The sequence below is a fragment of the Mycolicibacterium sp. TUM20985 genome (assembly GCF_030295745.1).
Taxonomy (GTDB): domain Bacteria; phylum Actinomycetota; class Actinomycetes; order Mycobacteriales; family Mycobacteriaceae; genus Mycobacterium.
Window position 1 is genome coordinate 3,195,442 of sequence record NZ_AP027291.1, and the last position, 21,100, is coordinate 3,216,541.

Genomic DNA, 21,100 nt, shown 5'->3' on the forward strand with positions numbered 1-21,100 from the left:
GCGCTGATCCGTTTCTCATGACGCCGCCGGTACGGCGGCGTCGACGTCGAGGTCGACGGCCATCATCTCGCAGAGCCGTTCGGCGAGGGCGCGCACCGTGGTGACGTCCGTGGAACCGATCCGAACGCCGGTCTCGGACTCCAGGCGCGTGCGCAGTTCCAGCGTGCCGAGTGAGTCTAGGCCATATTCCGACAGTGGTCGGTCCGCGTCGACCGACCGCCGCAAGATCAGGCTCATCTCCTCGGAGATCAACCGTCGCACGCGTGCGGGCCACTCTGCCCTGGCGAGCAACCGCAGTTCCTCGAGGAACTCGCTGGTCCCGGAACGGTCTTGACCCATGGCCGCGAAGGCCTCCGCGAACGGGCTGGTCTGGGCGAACGCGGTCAGCCACGCGGCCCCCGCCACCGGGGCGTAGCCGGAGTACACCCGCGTATGACGCATCAGTGCGTCGAACGCGTAGGCCCCGTCCTCGGGGGCGATGGCCATCCCGTCGTTGTCGGCCATGGCTTGGCCGGCGCCGATCTGGGCCCACGCCCCCCACGCCACCACCTGAGCCGGCAGGCCCTGCGCGCGGCGCCACCGTGCGAAGGAATCCACCCAGCTGTTGGCGGCCGCGTAGGCGCCCTGACCCGGCGAACCGACCATCGCGGCGGCCGACGAGAACGAACAGAACCAGTCCAGCGATGCCGTGGCGGTGGCTTCGTGAAGACGCCATGCGCCCATCACCTTTGGTGCCCAATCACGGTCGATGAGATCGTCGGTGATGTTGGCCAGCGTCGCATCCTCGATCACTGCGGCGGCGTGGAGCACACCCCGCAGTGGCATTCCGGTCGCGGTCGCGACGGTGACGAGGCGGGTTGCCGTTCCCGGCTCCGAGACGTCTCCGAGTTCGATCTCGACCTCGGTGCCCGCCCGCCGCAGCCGCTCGATCGCGCGCAAGGTCTCCGGCTTCGGCGCCGATCGACCGTTGAGGACGATCCGGCCGCAACCTGCCGCTGCCATCTTCTCGGCCAGGAACAAACCGAGACCACCCAGTCCGCCGGTGACGACGTACGCCCCCTCCCCACGGAACGCGGGCGCGCGCTCGGCGGGCACGACGGCCGCGAACTGTCCCGAGCGAGGCACGTCGAGCACCAGCTTCCCGGTGTGTTCGGCCGCACCCATGGCTCGAATGGCGTTGGCGCCGTCGGACAGTGGGTAGTGCGTGGTCTGCGGAAGCGGAAGCACACCGTCGGCGATCTGCTGGTAGATCACCTCGAGGAGACTTCGCAGGGTGTCCGGGGTGACCAACGTCAGCAACGCGAGGTCCACGGCATAGAAGGACAGGTTCCGTCGGAAGGGGAACAGGCCCATCTTGGTGTCGCCGTAGATGTCGCGCTTGCCGATCTCGACGAACCGGCCGCCGAAGGTCAGCAGTTCCAGTCCGGCGCGTTGAGCCGCGCCAGGAAGGGAGTTCAGCACGACGTCGACACCGTAGCCGTCGGTGTCACGCCGAATCTGATCGGCGAACTCGGTGGTGCGTGAGTCGTATACATGGGCAATTCCCATGTCGGACAACATCTTCCGACGATCCGGGCTTCCGGCGGTGGCGTAGATCTCGGCACCGGCCGCGCGCGCGATGGCCACCGCGGCCTGCCCGACGCCGCCCGTCGCCGAGTGGATCAGCACCTTGTCACCCGGTGCGATCCTGGCCAGGTTGTGTAGCGAGTACCACGCGGTGGCGTGGGCACTGGGCACCGCCGCCGCCGTGCCGTCGGTCAGATCTCCGGGGATCCTGACCGCGAGGTTGGCATCGCAGGTGACGAACGTGCACCACGCACCGGTCGCCGAGATACCCGCGACGCGGTCACCGATTTGGTGATTGGTCACCCCCGCGCCCACGGCGGTCACCACACCGGCGAAGTCCGCGCCGAGCTGAGGCATCCGTCCTTCGAAGGACGGGTAGCGGCCGTAGGCGATGAGGACGTCGGCGAAGTTGAGGTTGGACGCCGACACCGCTACTTCGATCTGGCCGGGACCCGGTGGGATGCGTTCGTAGGAAACGAGTTCCGCCGATTGCAGATCACCCGGGGTACGGATCTGCAACCGCATTCCATCCCGTTCGGGTCGTACCACGGTCGTATGGCGTTCGTCGGCTTGCAACGGGGTGACGTTCAGGCGGGCGGTGTAGTACTGCCCGTCCCGCCACGCCGTCTCGTCCTCGTCGGTGGACGAGAGCAACTCGGCACCCACCAGCCTGACGTCCGTTGCGTCGTCGACGTCGATCTGGGTGGGTCGCATCCGCGGCTGCTCCATGCCGATGACGCGGATCAGGCCACGCAGACCACCCTGGGCCAAGTTTGGCACCTCGTCTGGGAGCACGGTCTGCGCTCCCCTGGTGAGGACGAACAGTCGGGGCGGCTCGCCGGGCACGTCCGGAAGCACCTTGCTGATGCGCACCAGGTGCCGGACGTGATCGGCACCCTCGCTCACCACGTCGCCGTCGGTGCGGCGCGGATCCTCCACCACGACCACGCCCACGCTCGGGCGCGCTGCCAGCGACTGCCGCAGGAGCTCGGCCTGGACCGAGTGATCGGCCTGGACGCTCCACGTCATGGTGGTCACGTCCGCCTCGCCCGCCTTGAGGACGTCCGCGAGTTCGTGAGCGAACATGTCGGACTCGTCAGACGTGCTGATCAGCAACCAGTGCCCGCTCCCGACGACGTCGGTGGCCGGGGCCTCCTGACGACGCCAGTCGATGGTCAGCAGCCGGTCGTTGAGGCGTCGCTCGCGCTGGCCCTCCTCGGAGACCCCGGTGCCCAGCCGGAGACCGCTCACCGTGAACAGGACGGCACCGAGGTCGTCGAGGACCTCGATGTCCACCTCGACCGAGCCGGCGTCGGCGCTCACCAGCTGCACGTAGCAGTAGTGGGCATTACGCGTCGAGGCGTGCGCACGCAGCCGGCGCACGCCCAGCGGCAACATCAGCGTGCCGGTGTCGTCGGCATGCAGCTCCGGGTGGGCACCAACGGCCTGGAAGCAGACGTCCAGGAGCGCGGGATGGATCCCGTACGCGCCCTGCTGCGATCGGATCGAGCCAGGTAGCGCCACCTCCGCGAACACGGATCCGCCGTGGCCCTCGGTCGCGTGCACCTTGGTCAAGCCGGCGAACGCCGACCCGTACTGGATGCCCCTGACGTCATACCACTCGCGCAGCTCGGCCCCGTCGAGCTCGACGGGGTGGGCGGCCAGCAGCTCGGCCACGTCACGGGTGGCAGAGGCGGGCTCGTCGTCGATCGCGTGCAGCACCGCGGTGGCGCGCCGGATCTCCTGGCCATCCTGGCGGGTCGTGACCTGGAAGTCGGCGACCCCGTCGGCGGTCACCGATGCGACGGCCGACACCGGGGTCTGCTCCTCCAGCAGTAACAATTCCTCGAACACGAGGTCACGGGCCTCGGCCGCGTCGCCGATCACCGTCCGTGCCGCCGCCAGCGCCATCTCGCAGTAGGCGGCGCCGGGGAGCGCTGCGACACCGTGCACTCGGTGGTCACCGAGCCAAGGCTGTGCCTCCGTGCCGACGTCGGATTGCCACACGTGCCGTTCGGGCTCCTCCGGCAGCCGGACGTGAGCTCCCAGGAGCGGATGCACGGCCAGCGTCGAGGTGCCCTGCTCCTGCCCGTCCCTGGTCAGGATCAGGCGCGGGTGGGTCCAGGTCGGCAGTGGGGCGTCGACCAGCGCACCGCCCGGCCAGAGTGCGGCCAGGTCGAGGGCGGCACCCGCACTGTGCAGGGCGCCGACGAAACCCAGGAGCCCATGCGGCAGCTGCTGATCACGCCGCATGCTTGCCAGCGCCGCGAGGCGCACGTCGAGGCTGCGGGCGTTCTGGTCCACCGCGTAGGTCAGCAGCGGGTGCGGCGACAGTTCCCCGAAGACGCGGAAGCCGTCTTCGAGGGCAGCCTGCACGGCGGCGGCGAAGCGGACGGCGTGGCGCAGGTTGTCCGCCCAGTAGTAGCCGTCGAAGTCCGCAGGATCACGCGGGTCGTAGAGCGTCGCCGAGTAGTACGGCACCGTCGGCTCGCTCGGCGAGATGTCCGCCAGGGCGTCGGTCAGGTCGTCCAGGATCGAGTCCACCTGCGGAGAGTGGGATGCGACGTCCACCGCCACCTCGCGCGCCATGACACCGCGCGCCTCCCATTCGGCTGCCAGCGCGCGCACCGAGTCCTTGGCGCCCCCGACCACCGCGGACTGCGGCGATGCGACCACCGAGAGCACCACGTCGTTGATGCCGCGGGCGGCCAGCTCTGACAGCACCTGCTGGGCGGGTAACTCCACGGACGCCATTGCGCCGGATCCCGCGATGGTGGCCATCAGCTTCGACCGACGGCAGATCACCTTCACGCCGTCTTCCAGGGACAGTGCCTCGGCCACGACCGCCGCCGCGACCTCGCCCATGGAGTGGCCGATCACGGCGCCCGGCGTGACACCGTGGGACTTCATCGCGGCGGCGAGCGCCACCTGCACGGCGAAGACGGTCGGCTGCACCTCGTGGATACCCGTCACCACGGTGGGTGACGACATCGCCTCGGTCACGGAGAAACCGGACTCCGCGGCGATCAACGGCTCGAGCTCGGCGACCGCCTTGGCGAAGGCCGGCTCGGATGCCAGGAGGCCCGCACCCATGGCCGCCCACTGCGAACCCTGACCGGAGAACACCCACACCGGCCCACGCTGGCCCTTGTCGACGGCGGGCTCGTACGGGGTCTCGCCGTCGGCGATCTCCCGGAGCGCGGCGACGAGCGAGTCCCGATCCGCGCCGAGCGCGACGGTTCGGACGGGCCGGTGCGCACGCCGTCGCGCCAGCGTGTACGCCAGGTCGGCGAGTTCGCCCGTGGGATCCTCGACCTCATCGCGACCCTCGACCCAGTCGGCGAGCCTGCCTGCACTGGCCCGCAGCGCCTCGGCGGACGTGGCGGACAGCGGGAAGAGCATCGGCGCGTCCGCGGCGAGTGCCGGGGTCGTCGTCGAGTCGACGACGCGTACCGGCTGACCGGTAGGCGCTTGCTCGAGGACGGCGTGCACGTTGGTGCCGGACAGCCCGTACGACGACACCGCCGCGCGGCGGGGATGGTCACCGTGGGCCGGCCACGGCGTGGCGTCCTCGGGAACGAAGAGCTTGGTCTCGATCCGCGCCATCTCGTCGGGCATCGCCGTGAAGTGCAGATTCTTGGGAATCGTCGCGTGTTGCAGCGACAGGACGGCCTTCATCAACCCAACCACGCCGGAGGCGGATTGACCGTGGCCGAAGTTGGTCTTGACCGACCCGAGCGCACATGGGCCCGCGGTCCCGTAAACGGTTGCCAGACCAGCGAACTCAATGGGGTCGCCGACTGGCGTGCCGGTGCCGTGCGCCTCGACCATGCCGATGGTGACCGGATCGATGCCGCCGGCCGCGAGAGCCGACCGATACACCGTGACCTGGGCATCGCGTGACGGGGTCGCGATGTTGACGGTGTGACCGTCCTGATTGGCGGCGGTTCCACGAATGACCGCCAGGACGCGGTCGCCGTCGGCGATCGCGTCGTCCAGCCGCTTCAGCATGACCATCGCGGACGCCTCGCCGGAGACGAATCCGTCGGCGTCGACGTCGAAGGCGTGGCAGGCACCCGTCGCGGAGAGCATGCCCTGAGCGGAACCCGAGGACATCTTGCGGGGCTCCAGCATGATCGATACGCCGCCGGCGAGCGCGAGGTCGCTCTCGCGGTCGTGGAGGCTTCTGCAGGCCATGTGGACGGCCAGGAGGCTCGACGAGCAGGCCGAGTCGACGGTGTAGGCGGGTCCGTGCACGCCGAGGTGGTAGGCGATGCGGCCGGAGGCCAGGCTGAAGTTGTTGCCGGTGAACCCGTATGGGCCCTCGACGGCATTCGCGTCGGCGGCGAGTAACTGGTAGTCGGCATGAGTCATGCCCACGAAGACGCCGGTCAAGGAGTCGGCGATGACCGCAGGGTCGATTCCCGCGTGTTCGACGGCTTCCCATGCGGTTTCGAGCAGAAGGCGGTGCTGCGGGTCGATCGACGTCGCCTCGCGCTCGCTGATGTTGAAGAAGTCGGCGTCGAAACCGGCGACGTCGTCGAGGAACGCGCCCCATTTCGACACCGAACGCCCAGGCACACCCGGCTCGGGATCGTAGTACTCCTCGGCGTCCCAGCGGTCCAGGGGAACCGTCGTGACGGCGTTCTCACCCCTCATCAGCGCGGCCCACAGGCCGGCCGGTGAGTCGATGCCCCCGGGAAGTCGGCAACCCATGCCGATCACGGCAATCGAGGAGACCGGTGTCTCTGCCACGTACTTCACCCTCTCCAACGAACGAACCCGGTCCCCCGACCCGGTGGCTCTGCGGGACATGTCGAAAACTTTGACCTACGGAGCACGTACCCAACCTCGGCGCGAAGCCGGTGGTCAGTTTTCGCTAACGGTTCAAAACCAGAAAACAAACTTTTGGTACGGACCATTAGTATGAAAAATTCGGCAAATCCTTTACCGCCCTTTCCACTTCAGCATTCTTCGGTCGGGACACTACACCGACAGCTACCTATTCGTCCCAACAACGTCGTTTAGGCGCATATGCTGCGGAAACGCCGAAAATTGACGCCTGCGGCAACTTCTAGCGACTATCATTGCCCGTGGCAAAGGCTTCGCCACACGTAGATTCAGCAAATTTTGACGGCGTGAGCTGAAATAGTCAGGATCGCACTTCTGAGCGCTCGCACGGCAAACCGGCGGCGCAGTCTCGCCAGGCGCTCGGAGTCAGCATTGGTGCAGCCTGTAGCTACGCAGGCAGGCTGACGCGCCGTCGGAGCCGGGGTGGCGTACCGTTGCGCACGGGCTCGTCGAGGAGCTCCCCGGCAGGCACCTAAGCCGCAGATGGCAATTGACACGACGATAACCACGACTGTCCGTACCGTCACTCTGGCAACATTGGTCTCGGCTGCTGCCAGATTCATCACCCGAACCGGCGAAGTTGTCGCCTTGATTAGCTCAAGTGGTTGTGCGCCAAAGGATTTCGTCGGACAACGGATGTTGTCCCACTTCGGCATGTACTAACAGCTTCGGCGAAAATTAGTGAACGAAATCGCCTCTCGGCGGTCTCAGACCGCCGCGGAAAGACCCGGGAAGGGTGCGCCGAACTTGCCGACGGTGTCGAACCCGTGCCTACGGGCCTGGGCGACGCCCCGGCGGATCAATGCTGCGACCGCCACGAACCCCGCTTGATCACTCAGGACGAACGGCGTCAGTAGTCGGTTGTGGACGAAGCCGAAGGCCAGCCCGTTGTCGGGATCTGCCCAGCCCAGGGACCCACCGAGGCCGACATGCCCGAAGCCCGGCAGCACGCCGGGCAGGGGCAGCCCGTGGTATCCGAGGTGGAACGACAACGGCATGAACAGCCCGCCGTCGGGATGCAGGCTGGGCGGACCGCTGAGTTTTGCGACCAGTTCGGTCGACAAGAACTGCGTTCCGTCGATACTTCCGCCGTTGGCGATGGCGCCGTACATCCGCGCCAGCCCCCTTGCCGTGGCGACCCCGTTGGCCGAGGGCAATTCCGCGTCGAGCAAAGAGATGTCACCCTGTACGGTCGACTTCATCCCGGGAAAGTACATCGACCCGAACCCGCCCGAGAATGGCAATGCGGCCAGCCGTGGTGCCACCAGATTGAAGATCGGGTTCTGAATCCTGCTCTGCGGCCCAATGATTCGGGCCGGCTGGGTAGGCGCTTCGGCGGGTGGGCGGCCGAGGTGGAGACCGTCGGTGTCGAGGGGCACGGCGAGCTCCGTTCGGAACAGTTCACCCATGCTGAGACCGGTGACCGCACGGGCCAGACCCGACATCAGCCAGCCATAGGTAAGCGCGTGGTATGAGGGCCTGCCCTTCAGCCAGCCCATCGGTGCTGCGGCGATCCGGTCCTCCATGAGGAGGTGATCCATCAGGTCCGTCCGGCTGGCCCCGTTGAGCTGGGACAGTCCGGCGCGATGCCGCATGAGTTCGCGCACGGTGACGCCCGCCTTGCCGTTGGCGGCGAAGGCCGGCCAGTATTCGGCAACGGGGGCGTCATAGTCGATTAGACCGCGGTCGGCGAGCCGGTGGATGACGGTCGAGGCCATGCCCTTCGTTGCCGAGAACACCATTGCGCCGGTGTCGGCGGTCCAACTCCTGGTGCCACGGCGGTCCGCCCAGCCAGTCCAGACATCGACGACCGGCTGGCCATCGAGGTAGACGCAGAGCGCACCCCCGCCAAATCTCCGCCCTGGGAAGAGCCGGGCGAATGCCGCGACGACGCAGGCGAAGCTGGGATCCGCCGCGCCATGGACGCCACTCGGTAGGGCCGGGTCCTCGGCCCCGAGGGGAAGCGCCGCGCTGCGCTCCCCGCGTATGGCATGGGTCACAATGACGACAATTTACGCGCCGTACTGTCGATTACGGGCCTGGGTTACCGTTCCGTTAGCAAACTGGGTGGCTTTGCTTCATCCACCGAGCGCGGGGTTGACCAGGTCCAGGATCTCCTGAGCGGCCAGTGCGGGCGTGAGTCGGCCATCGCGCACCCGCTGTTCGAGTTCGTGGCGCTGGGCCCGCACCGCGGCATTGGAGGTCACGCGGTCCAGCACGGCATCACGGACCATCGACCACATCCACTCGACCTGCTGGGTGCGCCGACGCGCGTCGAACTCACCGGCGTCGGTGAGCACCCGCCGGTGGTCGAGAACCGTTGCCCACATCTCCGACAACCCCGTCCCCTCCAGGGCGCTCATCGTCAGGACCGGGGGCCGCCACAGGGTTTCGCGTGGGTACAGCAGCCGGACTGCGCCGCGGAGTTCGCGCGCTGCGGCCTCGGCTTCCGTGGCGTGCTTGCCGTCGGCCTTGTTCACCACGACGACGTCGGCGAGTTCCAGGACCCCCTTCTTGATGCCCTGGAGCTGGTCACCGGTGCGCGCGAGGGTCAGGAACACGAAGGTGTCCACCATGTTGGCCACCGTCACTTCGGACTGCCCGACGCCCACCGTCTCCACGAGCACGACGTCGTACCCTGCGGCCTCGAGGAGGACGATCGTCTCCCTCGTCGCCTTGGCGACACCACCCAGGGTTCCCGACGTCGGCGACGGCCGAATATAGGCGTTCGTGTGCACGGCCAGTCGGGCCATCCGCGTCTTGTCACCGAGAATCGACCCGCCCGTCCTGGTCGACGACGGGTCCACGGCAAGGACGGCTACCCGGTGCCCCTGCTCGATGAGGTACATGCCGAGCGCCTCGATCGTGGTCGACTTGCCGACCCCGGGCACCCCGGTGATGCCGACGTGCATCGCCCCGCCCGCATCGGACATCAGCTCCATCAGCAGGCGCTGCGCCTGCTCGCGGTGGTCGGCCCGCGTCGACTCGACGAGGGTGATCGCCCGCGGCAGCGCGGAGCGGTCCCCGCCACGGATGGCGGAAGCGAGCTCGGAGGGTTCCATCCAGCTCAGCTGAGGTCGTAGCCGAGCCGCTCGGCCAGCTTCTCCAGCAGGCCGATCGCAGCGTCGGCAATCACGGTGCCCGGCGGGAAGATTGCGGTGGCGCCCGCCGCGTACAGCTCGTCGAAGTCCCCGGGCGGGATCACGCCGCCGACGACGACCATGATGTCGGGCCTGCCTGCCTCGGCCAGGGCATCGCGTAACGCGGGCACCAACGTCAGGTGGCCTGCCGCCAGGGAGGACACGCCGACGACGTGCACGTCATTGTCGGCGGCCTGGCGTGCGACTTCATCGGGGGTGGAGAACAGTGAGCCGACGTCGACGTCGAAACCGATGTCGGCGAAGGCGGTCGCGATCACCTTCTGACCGCGATCGTGGCCGTCCTGTCCCATCTTGGCCACCAGGATGCGTGGCCGCCGACCGTCCGCCTCGGCGAACTTCTCCACCAGTTCGGTTGCGGCTGAGACGTTTTGCACGTTCTGGCCTCTCCCCACCTCGTCTCGGTACACACCCGCGATGGTGCGAATCTCCGCTTGGTGGCGTCCATAGACCTTCTCGAGGGCGTCGGAGATCTCTCCGACGGTGGCCTTGGCCCTGGCCGCGTCGATGGCGAGTGCCAACAGGTTGTTCCCGAGACCGTCTTCACCAGCGATACCGGAAGCGCCTGCTGCCCTAGTCAATTCGTCCAGTGCAGCCTGCGTGACCGTCTCGTCGCGGTCGGCACGCAAATGCTCGAGCTTGGCGATCTGCTCGGCGCGCACTCGGCTGTTCTCGACCTTGAGGACCTCGACCTCCTGGTCGGAATCCACCTGGTACTTGTTGATGCCGATCACCGTCTGGGCGCCGGAGTCGATGCGGGCCTGCGTGCGCGCCGCCGCCTCCTCGATGCGCAGCTTGGGAATGCCCTCGCCGATCGCCTGTGCCATCCCCCCGTGTTCGGCGACCTCCGCGATGTGCGCGCGGGCCTTCTCGGCCAGCTGATGAGTCAGCCACTCCACGTAATAGGAGCCGCCCCAGGGATCGATGGGCCTGGTGGTCCCCGACTCCTGCTGCAGCAGCAGCTGCGTATTACGCGCGATGCGGGCGGAGAAGTCGGTGGGCAGCGCGAGCGCTTCGTCGAGGGCGTTGGTGTGCAGCGACTGGGTGTGCCCCTGGGTGGCGGCCATCGCCTCGATGCACGTGCGCGCGACGTTGTTGAAGGGATCCTGCGCGGTCAGTGACCATCCCGACGTCTGCGAATGGGTGCGCAGCGACAGCGACTTGTCACTCTTGGGCTCGAATTGGGCGACGAGCTCGCTCCACAGCAGCCGACCCGCGCGCAGCTTGGCCACCTCCATGAAGAAGTTCATGCCGATGCCCCAGAAGAACGACAGCCTGGGCGCGAACTTGTCGATGGACAGACCCGCGTCCAGGCCGGCCTTGATGTACTCGACGCCGTCGGCGAGCGTGTACGCGAGCTCCAGATCGGCCGTCGCGCCAGCCTCCTGGATGTGGTAGCCCGAGATGGAGATCGAGTTGTACTTCGGCATCTTGACACTGGCGTAGCCGAAGATGTCGGAGATGATCCGCATCGACGCCGTGGGCGGATAGATGTAGGTGTTGCGGACCATGAACTCCTTGAGGATGTCGTTCTGGATGGTCCCCGCGAGCTTCTCGGGCGGTACGCCCTGCTCCTCCGCCGCGGCCACGTACAGCGCCAGGATTGGCAGCACGGCCCCGTTCATGGTCATCGACACCGACACGGTCGACAGGTCGATGCCGTCGAACAGCTGCCGCATGTCCAGGATGGAATCGATGGCGACACCGGCCATTCCGACGTCACCGGCAACCCGCGGGTGATCGGAGTCGTAACCGCGATGGGTGGCCAGATCGAATGCCACAGACAGGCCCTTCTGTCCGGCGGCCAGGTTGCGGCGATAGAACGCATTGGACTCCGCAGCGGTCGAGAAACCCGCGTACTGACGGATGGTCCACGGCTGGTTGACGTACATGGTGGGGTACGGCCCTCGGACGAACGGCGGAGCGCCGGGGAACGTGTCCAGCGGATACCCGGCCTCGACGGCGCCGTCTCGGTCGGCGGCCACGAACACCGGTTTGACGTCGATTCCCTCGGGGGTGACCCAGTCGAGTTCCTCTGGGGTGTAACCGTGTTCGGCCGCCGCCGCAGCGACGTGCAGGGCTACGGCGGACGCGGTGGCGGGGGCACCCTCGCGGTCACCGCGCAGTGGCACGTCGGCGAAGCTGGCGATGGTCTTCGGGCTAACGGCTGTCATGGTCAGGCCCCCAATCGGGTGAGCAGTGTCGACAACGCGGTGATCGCGTCGATCGTGGCGGTGAGGTACTCGTCGGGTTTGGCGGGGTCGTCGGCTGCGTTGTCTCCCAACGCCTTGGCCGACCCAGCCAGGTAGACGCAAGAGACACCAGCTGCCCTGGCGGCCGTCACCACATCGGCGGCCTCCTCGGCGTAGCGTGCATCGGTGCCGCAGATCACCGCGACCACTGGACGACCCGCCTCCGAGATCGCCTGCGCCGCGCCCGCCGCCGCCACGGTGCCGGGATTGACCGACTCGACACCCCCGGAGGCCAGGAGGTTCGCGGCGAACGACGTACGAATGTTGTGCTCGGCCAAGGGACCCAAGGGCAGCAGCAGCGCAGTCGGGCGCGCACCATTGGCCTCGAGGTAGGCATCGGACCGGTCCCGCAAGGCCTCGAAGTCCGCGGCGTACCTCTCCACCGAATTCGACGGGTTGGGTTGCGGTAGAGGGGCTTCCGCAAGATTGGGATACTCGTTGACGCCGGTCAGCGCCGAGCGCCGGTGCGCTATGTCCGCACGGCGCCTGGCTCGGACCCCGCCGACCTCTGCTTCCACGTGAGCACGGGCCGCGACGAATCCCCCGCGGGCCTCGATGTCCTGGAAGTGCGCCCACGCCTCGTCGCTGAGCTGGCGCGTCAGGTCCTCGACGAACCACGAGCCGCCTGCGGGGTCGAGCACGCGACCGAGGTGGGATTCCTCCAGCAGCAGCAGCTGCGTGTTGCGGGCCATGCGACGTGCGAAGGTTCTCGCGACACCGGGCAGCCCTCCAGCGATGGAGCTGTCGAACTCGTACACCTGCACGGTGTCCGCGCCCCCGACGCCGGCACCGAATGCGCCGAGCGTGGTGCGCAGCATGTTCACCCACGGGTCGCGTTGCGCCATCATGGGTCTGGAGGTGACGGCGTGGACGGTCGCCGCGCCGGCGTCCGGGTGACCGACGACCTCGGCCACCCTGGCCCACAGTTGGCGCGCTGCCCGCAGCTTGGCGATGGTCATGAACTGGTCGTCATCCGCGGCGTACCGAAAGGCGATGTGCGCGAGCGCATCCTGCGTGGTGATGCCACCGTCGCCCAGGAGGCGCAGGTAGTCCACCCCCGCGGCCACCGCGGCCGCCAGCTCCCACGCGGCGCTGGCGCCGAGGTCGTGCAGGGCCGAGCCGTCGACGGTCACCGCACGCACGCCGCCGTCGTAGGAGATGGTCTTCGCCGCGGTCGCGACGACGTCGGCGACGGTGGGCGATGGTCGGTCGGTGAGCGCAGCCGTCAACGGATCCGCCCCCAGGTCGATCGACAGCCCGCGGCGCTTGTCCTCGTCGAAGTCGCTCACCAGCGCCACGATGGCGTCGGCGGCGGCGAGGTAGTCAGCACCCGCGTCCAGGATCACCGGAACCAGTTCGAGGAACACGCCTTCGAGCAGGCGGTCGAGGTCCGTGACGTCGACTCCGCCCGGTCCGAGGCGCAGCACCAGTGCGCTCACGCCCTCCGAGAGCGCGGCGAGTACCGCCTCGTTGCCCTCGGACACCGCCGCTCGTCCGGGGAGCGGGAACGACTCCGCCACCCGCCATCCCGAGCGCACGTCACGCAAGGCATCGCCACCGCGCACGAACGGCCACTGCCCGGGCAACGGGGGCTCCGCAACGGCATCGAAGCTGGTGTAGAGGGGGCGCACGGGGAAGCCGTCGTACGTTGGCGAATCGAGGAGCCGCTCGGGTTCGGCACCCAGCTCGGCGGGGTCCTTGCGGCTGCTCTTGGCCAGCACACCCGCGACCGCAGCGCGCCAGGACTCTCGGTCGGATTCGCTAGTGCCGGCGCTGGCACTGGACCCCTGTACGGACACCGGCATCTCCCTGTTGTCGCGCGTGTGACGAACCACCCGGCCATCAGGCTAAATGATCGCCGTCACGCCTCCTCCCAGCGGGCAGACGACGGGTTCGGTCGTCAGCGCGTGTCATCGGCCGATGCCCGTACCCTTGGCAAGCGTGAAGCCCGTCGTCAGCACGCTGCGCGGGATCGGCACCGCGGTGGTCGCCACCGTTGCGCAGGTCCCGCGGCGCCGCCTCGTCGCGATGGCGGTCGTGACTGTGATTCTCGTCGCACTCGTGCTGCTGGTGCCGTTGCCCTCGGCGATGCAGCTGCGCGACTGGGCGACGTCGGTGGGGCCGTGGTTCCCGCTGGCGTTCCTGGGCGCCCACGTCGTCGTCACGGTGTTCCCCTTCCCGCGGACGGCCTTCACGTTGTCGGCGGGGCTGTTGTTCGGCCCCCTCCTGGGCGTCGGGATCGCGCTACTGGCAAGCACATTGAGCGCCGTCATCGCGTTGTTCGCGGTTCGGGCCGCTGGCTGGCAGCTGAACCGCCTGGTCCGCCATCCCCGGGTCGAGACCCTCGACGCCCGCCTCGAGAAACGGAGCTGGCCGACGGTCCTGTCGATGCGGCTGATCCCGGCGGTGCCGTTCTCCGTGCTCAACTACGCGGCCGGTGCCTCGGCGATCCGCCCGCTTCCGTACACGCTGGCGACCATCGTCGGGTTACTGCCGGGGACCACCGCGATCGTCGTCTTCGGCGACGCGCTGACCGGTAACGTCAGCCCGCTGTTGTTCCTGGTGTCGCTGTGCACGGCGAGCCTCGGCGTCGTCGGTTTGGTCTACGAGGTTCGCAGCCACCGTCGCCAGCGCTCCGTCACCCCGTCACCCTGATCGGCTCTCGGGCCCCTTCACCGTCATGGCGCCGAACAGACCGAGGAAGGTACTCGCCGCGATGAGCCCGGGGCTCCAGTCCCTGGCCTTGACGTGGAATCCGACCGCCAGCACGAAGTACACGGTCAGCATGAACGTGGTGAGGCGGGCCAGAGCGGGGAACCGGTACACCGAGAGCAGACCGACGGCGGAGGCGGCCTTGACCACTGGGATGATCGGCCGCAACTCCTCGGCCAGCTTCACGTCGTCGAACGCCTTCTTGATGGGCGCGACCTGCAGACCACAGGCGACGGCGTCACCGGCCTGCATCGCCGATAGCACCGCGTAGGTCCGTCGCGAGGTCAGCAAGATCAGTGGTCCGAGCCGTGTCGTGGCGCCGGCGGTTGCGAGTAGTTGGTCGCCGGCGGCTGGGCCTGCTGCGACAACGGGGCGTACTGCGGCGGCGGGTCGATGGCATCCACCGCGGGGGTCCGCGCCTCGGCCACCGCCTGCGCGACCGCCTGGGCGATTTCGGGGTCGGACTTCGTGTTGAACCATTCCGCGACCTCGGCCGAATCGTCCTCGGGCTTGGGCAGGTCTTCCTCGACCGGCGACGGTTGATAGCGGAAGACGCCGTCCTCGCCGGGCGCACCCAGCATCTTGGTGAAGCCCTGCAGCGCCGAACCGAAGTCGCTGGGCACCAGCCACACCTTGTTCGCCTCGCCCTTGGCCATCTGGGGCAGCGTCTGCAGGTACTGGTAGGCAAGCATCTCGGGCGTGGGCCGACCGGCCTTGATCGCGGCGAACGTCTTCTCGATGGCCTTGGCCTGGCCTTGAGCCTGCAGGTAGGACGCGGCGCGCTCACCTTGGGCCCGCAGGATGCGGGACTGGCGGTCGGCCTCGGCGGCCAGGATCGCCGCCTGCTTGGCACCTTCGGCCGAGAGGATCTGCGCCTGCTTCTGGCCTTCGGCCTGCATGATCGACGCCGCGCGGTTGCCCTCGGCGGTCAGGATCATGGCGCGCTTCTCGCGGTCGGCGCGCATCTGCTTCTCCATCGAGTCCTGGATGGACGGCGGCGGGTCGATGCTGCGCAGTTCCACGCGGGCCACGCGCAATCCCCACCGGCCGGTGGCCTCGTCGAGCACGCCGCGGAGCTGACCGTTGATCTGGTCGCGAGAGGTCAGTGCCTGCTCCAGGGTCATGCCGCCGACCACGTTGCGAAGGGTGGTGGTGGTGAGCTGTTCGACGCCGACGATGTAGTTGCTGATCGCGTAGACCGCAGCCTGGGGCTCGGTCACCTGGAAGTAGACGACGGTGTCGATGTTGACGGTGAGGTTGTCCTCGGTGATCACCGGCTGTGGCGGGAAGGAGACGACCCGCTCCCGAAGGTCGACCCGCGCCCGGATCTTGTCGACGAACGGCAGCAGCAGCGTGAGCTGACCGGATACGGTCTTGCTGTATCGCCCAAGGCGTTCGATGACCGCGGCCTCGGCCTGCGGAATCACCTTGACGGACTTGACGACGACGATGATGGCGAAGATCACCAACACCGCCGCCAGAACCAGACCGAATAGCGCACCATCCATAGCAGTTCTCCCTAGATCGAAGGCTCAGATGCCCTTGAACACGATGGCGGTGGCGCCGTTGATGTGCATGACCGTGACGTTGTCACCGGGTTCGTAGACCTCGCCGTCGTCGAGCGGCCGAGCCGTCCAGATCTCGCCGTCGAGCTTCACCTGGCCCTCGTGACGCGAGACCCGATCGAGGACGAGCGCACTCTTGCCCTCCAGCGCCTTCATCGGGTCCGGCATGCCGGTGCCGGCCGCGAAGCGCTTGCGAAGCACCGGGCGGACGAGCACCAGCAGGAGCATCGAGACGACCGCGAAGACGGCGCCGTCGACCCACACCGGTCCACCGAACAGCGCACTCGCACCGGCGGCGGACAGGGCGCCGCCACTCAGCATGAGAAGGAACAGATCACCGGTCAACGCCTCCGCACCGGCCAGGGCCAATGCCGCGACCAGCCAGATCAATGCGCCCATGGACCCAGCGTAACGCCTATCCCGCTCGCGGCGCCGTCAACAACTACACTGCGTGCATCATGTGGTGCCCGAGTGTTTCTTTGTCATTGTGGGCCAACGCCTGGCTCGCTGGCGTCGCCGCGCCGGATGACGTTCTTGACGCGCTGTCCCTCTGGGCGCCAAGGCATTCCGTTACTGCCTACGATTCCGTCGCGGCCGACCGCACCGGCCTGCCATGGCCGGATCTCACGGATGCGGGCGCAGTCTCGATGCTGCAGACCCTGCGCACCGCCGCGGGCCCGCCGGTTGGTGAACCGGCTATGGCCGTCGCATTGCCGATCCCCGGGGACGTTCGCGGACTGCCGGCGGGCACCCAGTTCACCCTCGACGCCGTCTCGGCAGGTGAGGCCATCACGGTCTCGTATCAGGGCATCACGGCGGTCGGTCTGGTTCCCGAGTTCGCCTACGACGAGACCGACCCCGACTACGACCACACCGACGACGAGTCGACCGATCACTACACCGAACCGATTGCCCTGCGGTGGACGGTGTACTCGCTACCCGTCGTTCCGATCGTCGAGCAGCTCGAACTCGGTCACGCCGAATACGAATTGCGTGCGGCCGTACGATCGGCCGCCGACGCACTCGGCACCCTGCGCGCCGGCATGACGTCCGCGGACGTCGCCGACCCACGCGGTCTCGTCGAGCAGGTGTTGGAGTCCGCGCGTCTACACCGCGCCCCCGACCACGCTCCCGAGCGCGCCCTGAGGGTCTTGGAGAACGCCGCCCACGTCGACGCCATCATCACCGTCAGCGCCGGCCTCATGCCAATCGGGCTGCAGTCGTCGTCGGAGATGCGGATCGCCAACGACGCGCTGCGCCCACTGGTCGGCGTGGTGCGTTCCGCCCGGATGGCTGCGGTCAGCGCGATCCTGCAGTCGGCCTGGCGTCACTAGAGCAGTTCGCCGTACACAACGACCCGTTGGTGCTGAACCCGTACCCGGGAACGGGCTGCGGGCCCCCTGGTTCAGGCCTGACTCTCACCGGCTCCCGGCCGTAGCGCACCTCGTCGATCAGGTCGACGGCAAGTCGCGCGAAGCGGCGCTGGGCGTTCGGCGTCGTCACCCTGGCGAACGCGACGCCGGCGGCGTCCGCCTGCTCGCGTAGTTCGCTGTCGAGATCCCAGACCACCTCGATGTGGTCGGCGACGAACCCGATCGGGCACACGATCACCGCGCGGGTGCCCGCCGCCGCCAGAGCGCCGAGATGATCGGATACGTCCGGCTCCAGCCACGGCACCTGCGGCGGACCGGATCTGGACTGCCAGACCTGGTCGTAGTCGGCATGACCCGCGGCCGCCGCCACCAGACCGGCCGAATACGCCACCTGTCTGCCGTAGAGATCCGGCCCGCAGCGTGACGCCGCGCGCAGCGGAATGGAGTGGGCGGTGAAGATCAGCCGGGCCTCGTCGCGCAGCCCTGCCGGAAGAGATGCCGCGGCCTCGGCGATTCCCTCCGCGAACATCTCGATCAGCAGCGGGTGGTCGAAGTACTGCCGCAACTTGACCAGCTCGGGTGCGCCCGCACCGACCGCGTCGCGGGCCCGTGCGATGTCCTCCTGGTACTGAGTGCACCCGGAGTAGCCACCCCACGCCGACGTGGTGAACACCGCGGCACGCTGGATGCCGTCCTCGCGCATCCGGGCGACGGTTTCCTCGACGTAGGGCGCCCAGTTGCGGTTGCCGAAGTAGACGGGCACGTCCATTCCGCGGTCGCCGAGCTCAGCCTGGATCTGCTCGATCAACGCCCGGTTGATGCCGTTGATCGGCGAGACGCCACCGAAGTGCAGGTAGTGCTCGGCGACGGAGTCCAGGCGCTCGGGCGGGATGTTGCGTCCGCGCGTGACGTTCTCGAGAAAGGGCCGCACCTCATCGGGCCCTTCGGGTCCGCCGAAGGACAGCAGGAGCAGCGCGTCAAACACGAGAGCAGTCCATTCCGTTACAGCAGCTGGGTGCTGGCGCCGCCGTCGGCGTAGACGATGGTTCCGGTGGTGGCAGGCAGCCAGTCGGAGATCAACGCGCACACCGTCTTCGCCACCGGCGTCGGATCCTTCATGTTCCAGCCCATGGGCGCGCGCTGATCCCAGCCCTCCTCCAGCAGCTTCATCTGGTCACCCGCTTCGGCGCCGAGCGCACCGCCGACGATGGCGCTCATCGCCAGTGTCCGGATCGGTCCGGCCGCAACGAGATTGGAGCGCACGCCATACTGGCCCGCTTCGCGGGCCACGAACCGGTTGACCGATTCGAGCGCACTCTTGGCGACCGTCATCCAGTTGTACGCGGGCATCGCCCGGGTGGGATCGAAGTCCATCCCGACGATGCCGCCACCGGGGTTCATGATCGGCAGCGTCGCCTTGGCCAGCGCTGCGTAGGAGTAGGCCGAGATGTGGATGCCCTTGGCGACGTCCTCGTACGGGGCGTCGAAGAACGGGTTGATGCCCATCCCGGTCTGCGGCATGAAGCCGATCGAGTGGACGACGCCGTCGAGCCGGTTGCCTTCACCGATGACCTCGCTGACGCGGTCCGCGAGCGTGGCCAGGTGCTCTTCGTTCTGCACGTCCAACTCGAGAAGCGGTGCCGGGTGGGGCAACCGGTCGGCGATCCGCTGGATCAGCTTCATCCGGTCGAATCCGGTCAGCACCAGCTCCGCGCCGGCCTCCTGTGCGACCTTCGCGATGTGGAATGCAATCGACGAATCCGTGATGATCCCCGTGACGAGGATGCGCTTGCCTTCGAGAAACCCTGCCATGAACTGTCCTTTACTCGTTGAGCGATGCTTAGTGGCCCATGCCCATGCCGCCGTCGACCGGGATCACCGCGCCAGAAACGTAACTGGCATCCTCGGACGCCAGGAAGCTGACCACGCCTGCGACCTCGTCGGCGGTGCCCACGCGCTTCGCGGGGATGAACTGCAACGCGCCTTCCTGGATTCGTTCGTCCAGCGCGCGGGTCATCTCGGTGTCGATGTATCCGGGGGCCACGACGTTCGCGGTGACCCCGGCCTTCGACAGCTCCCTGGCGATCGAGCGGGCCATGCCGATCAGGCCAGCCTTGGAGGCCGCGTAGTTGGCCTGGTTGCCAATCCCCCACGTACCGGAGACCGAACCGACGAAGATCATCCGCCCGAAACGCTTGCGCTGCATGCTGCGCGAGGCCCGCTGGGCCACCCGGAAGGCTCCCGTGAGGTTCGCGTCGATGACCTTCTCGAACTTCTCTTCGGTCATCCGCATCAGGAAGGCGTCCGCGGAGAGGCCGGCGTTGGACACCAACACCTCGACCGCCCCCTGGTGCTCCTCGACCTCCGTGAAGGCGCGGTCGACGGCGTCGTTGTCGGTGACGTCGCACTCGACGCCGAAGAGTCCCTCGGGGGCGCCCGATCCGCGGTGCGTGACGGCGACCTTGTGACCGTCGGCGGCCAGCCGCTGGGCGATCGCGAGGCCGATGCCCCGGTTGCCGCCGGTGACCAGAACGGAGCGTGAAACGAAGTCCGGCATGCCCGCCAACCTATCGCCTCGCAGTTCTCCGGCCGAAATCGGCCGGGCCGGTCAACCGGGCAGCCGGCGGTTGATCAGCAGCGCGGCCAGTGCCGCCAGCGCGAGCACCAGGGAGCCGAGCCTGAGCCATCCCACACTGGCATCGCCCTTGATGGTCTCGTAGCCGATCTGCTCCTGGAGGCTGGTGAAGACGGCCTTGAGCTGTTCCAGACTCGACGCGGTGTAGGCGTTGCCGCCCGACAGCTCGGCGATCTTCTGCAGCATCTCGTCGTCGACGGGCACTGGCTGGCGCTGGTCCTGGATCTCGACGTAGCCGTACTTCGTTCCGAACGACACCGTCGAGATCGGGACGCCCTGGTCGTCTGCCGTCCGGGCGGCGGTGTAGGCGCCCTTCGGGTTGTCCGGGTTCGACGGCACCGTCTCCTTGCCGTCCGACATCAGCACGATGCGGGCCGGCGGTGGTTCGTCACCGCCGCCGATCACCGCGCCGACCGTGGCGATGGCCTGCAGGGCCGTGAAGATGCCCTCCCCGGTCGCGGTGCGGTCGGCCAGTTGCAGCTTGTCGATCGCGGCCTTGGTGGCGTCGCGGTTGGTCGTCGGTGATACCAGCACCGTCGCGGTACCGGCATACGCGATCAGGCCGAGGTTGATCCCTGGCGTCAGCTGGTCGGCGAACTGCTTGGCGGCTTCCTGGGCAGCGGCCAACCGGCTCGGTGCGACGTCGGTGGCGCGCATGGACTGCGAGACGTCGATCACCAGCATCACCACCGCCCGGTTGCGCGGAATCCGGACGTCGTTGGTGGGGCCCGCCATCGCCACGGTGAAGAGCACCAGGGACAGCACCATGAGGACCGCCGACAGATGCCGCCAGCGCGCGGGACGCTTGGGCGCCACGCTCTCGAGCAGCTCCATGTTGGCAAAGCGCAGCATCCGCTTCTGCCGGGCCCGTTGCACGATGACGTACAGCGCTACCAGGCCGGCGACGACGAGGAGGAACAAGAAGAACCACGGGTTCTTGAATCCCGACAGGCTCATCGGCCCAAAGATCGGTAATATCATGTAGCAG

The 21,100-nt window shown here is 68.0% G+C and carries 14 protein-coding genes; 2 read left to right on the plus strand and 12 right to left on the minus strand.

What is annotated here, in order from left to right:
• Positions 1-15: 15 nt before the first annotated feature.
• From pks2 to mutA, 5 genes are all read right to left on the minus strand, one after another.
• Positions 16-6,282, minus strand: a complete 6,267-nt coding sequence (gene pks2, locus QUE68_RS15635) for a sulfolipid-1 biosynthesis phthioceranic/hydroxyphthioceranic acid synthase (protein WP_286275841.1) — start codon at positions 6,280-6,282, stop codon at positions 16-18.
• An 842-nt stretch (positions 6,283-7,124) separates the two neighbouring features.
• On the minus strand, positions 7,125-8,417 hold the full coding sequence (gene lipL, locus QUE68_RS15640) for an esterase/beta-lactamase LipL (RefSeq protein ID WP_454786503.1): 1,293 nt from the start codon (positions 8,415-8,417) through the stop codon (positions 7,125-7,127).
• A gap of 78 nt (positions 8,418-8,495) precedes the next feature.
• Entirely contained in the window at positions 8,496-9,479 is a 984-nt protein-coding gene (meaB, locus tag QUE68_RS15645) for a methylmalonyl Co-A mutase-associated GTPase MeaB (RefSeq protein ID WP_284235868.1), read from the minus strand.
• 5 nt (positions 9,480-9,484) lie between these two features.
• A complete protein-coding gene (scpA, locus tag QUE68_RS15650; protein WP_284235867.1) occupies positions 9,485-11,749 on the minus strand; it encodes a methylmalonyl-CoA mutase in 2,265 nt (754 codons plus the stop codon).
• A 2-nt stretch (positions 11,750-11,751) separates the two neighbouring features.
• Positions 11,752-13,632, minus strand: coding sequence for a methylmalonyl-CoA mutase small subunit (mutA, locus tag QUE68_RS15655; protein WP_284236220.1), 1,881 nt, complete (start codon positions 13,630-13,632; stop codon positions 11,752-11,754).
• 136 nt (positions 13,633-13,768) lie between these two features.
• Between mutA and QUE68_RS15660 the strand changes: the two genes are divergently transcribed.
• Entirely contained in the window at positions 13,769-14,482 is a 714-nt protein-coding gene (locus QUE68_RS15660; protein WP_284226990.1) for a TVP38/TMEM64 family protein, read from the plus strand.
• Here QUE68_RS15660 and QUE68_RS15665 read toward each other — a convergent pair.
• From QUE68_RS15665 to QUE68_RS15675, 3 genes are read right to left on the minus strand one after another with little or no spacing between them, the layout of a single operon-like run.
• Positions 14,474-14,791, minus strand: a complete 318-nt coding sequence (locus QUE68_RS15665; RefSeq protein ID WP_455013469.1) for a DoxX family protein — start codon at positions 14,789-14,791, stop codon at positions 14,474-14,476. The genes QUE68_RS15660 and QUE68_RS15665 overlap by 9 nt on opposite strands.
• A 41-nt stretch (positions 14,792-14,832) precedes the next feature.
• Entirely contained in the window at positions 14,833-16,047 is a 1,215-nt protein-coding gene (locus tag QUE68_RS15670; RefSeq protein WP_284226992.1) for an SPFH domain-containing protein, read from the minus strand.
• A gap of 24 nt (positions 16,048-16,071) precedes the next feature.
• Positions 16,072-16,503: an NfeD family protein gene (locus QUE68_RS15675; RefSeq protein WP_284226994.1), complete on the minus strand. Its 432-nt coding sequence runs from the start codon at positions 16,501-16,503 to the stop codon at positions 16,072-16,074.
• 59 nt (positions 16,504-16,562) lie between these two features.
• Here QUE68_RS15675 and QUE68_RS15680 point away from each other — a divergent pair, with 59 nt between their 5' ends.
• On the plus strand, positions 16,563-17,438 hold the full coding sequence (locus QUE68_RS15680; protein WP_284226995.1) for a hypothetical protein: 876 nt from the start codon (positions 16,563-16,565) through the stop codon (positions 17,436-17,438).
• Here the strand turns inward: QUE68_RS15680 and QUE68_RS15685 are convergent.
• The 4 genes from QUE68_RS15685 to QUE68_RS15700 are packed head-to-tail and all read right to left on the minus strand — an operon-like array spanning position 17,404 to position 21,093.
• Entirely contained in the window at positions 17,404-18,462 is a 1,059-nt protein-coding gene (locus QUE68_RS15685; protein ID WP_286274126.1) for a ferrochelatase, read from the minus strand. The genes QUE68_RS15680 and QUE68_RS15685 overlap by 35 nt on opposite strands.
• Positions 18,463-18,479: 17 nt before the next feature.
• Complete coding sequence (inhA, locus tag QUE68_RS15690; RefSeq protein WP_284226998.1) at positions 18,480-19,289, minus strand: NADH-dependent enoyl-ACP reductase InhA; 810 nt, start codon at positions 19,287-19,289, stop codon at positions 18,480-18,482.
• A 28-nt stretch (positions 19,290-19,317) separates the two neighbouring features.
• Positions 19,318-20,034: a 3-oxoacyl-ACP reductase FabG1 gene (gene fabG1, locus QUE68_RS15695; RefSeq protein WP_284227001.1), complete on the minus strand. Its 717-nt coding sequence runs from the start codon at positions 20,032-20,034 to the stop codon at positions 19,318-19,320.
• A 51-nt stretch (positions 20,035-20,085) separates the two neighbouring features.
• Positions 20,086-21,093, minus strand: a complete 1,008-nt coding sequence (locus QUE68_RS15700) for a VWA domain-containing protein (protein WP_284227003.1) — start codon at positions 21,091-21,093, stop codon at positions 20,086-20,088.
• Between the last annotated feature and the right edge of the window lie 7 nt (positions 21,094-21,100).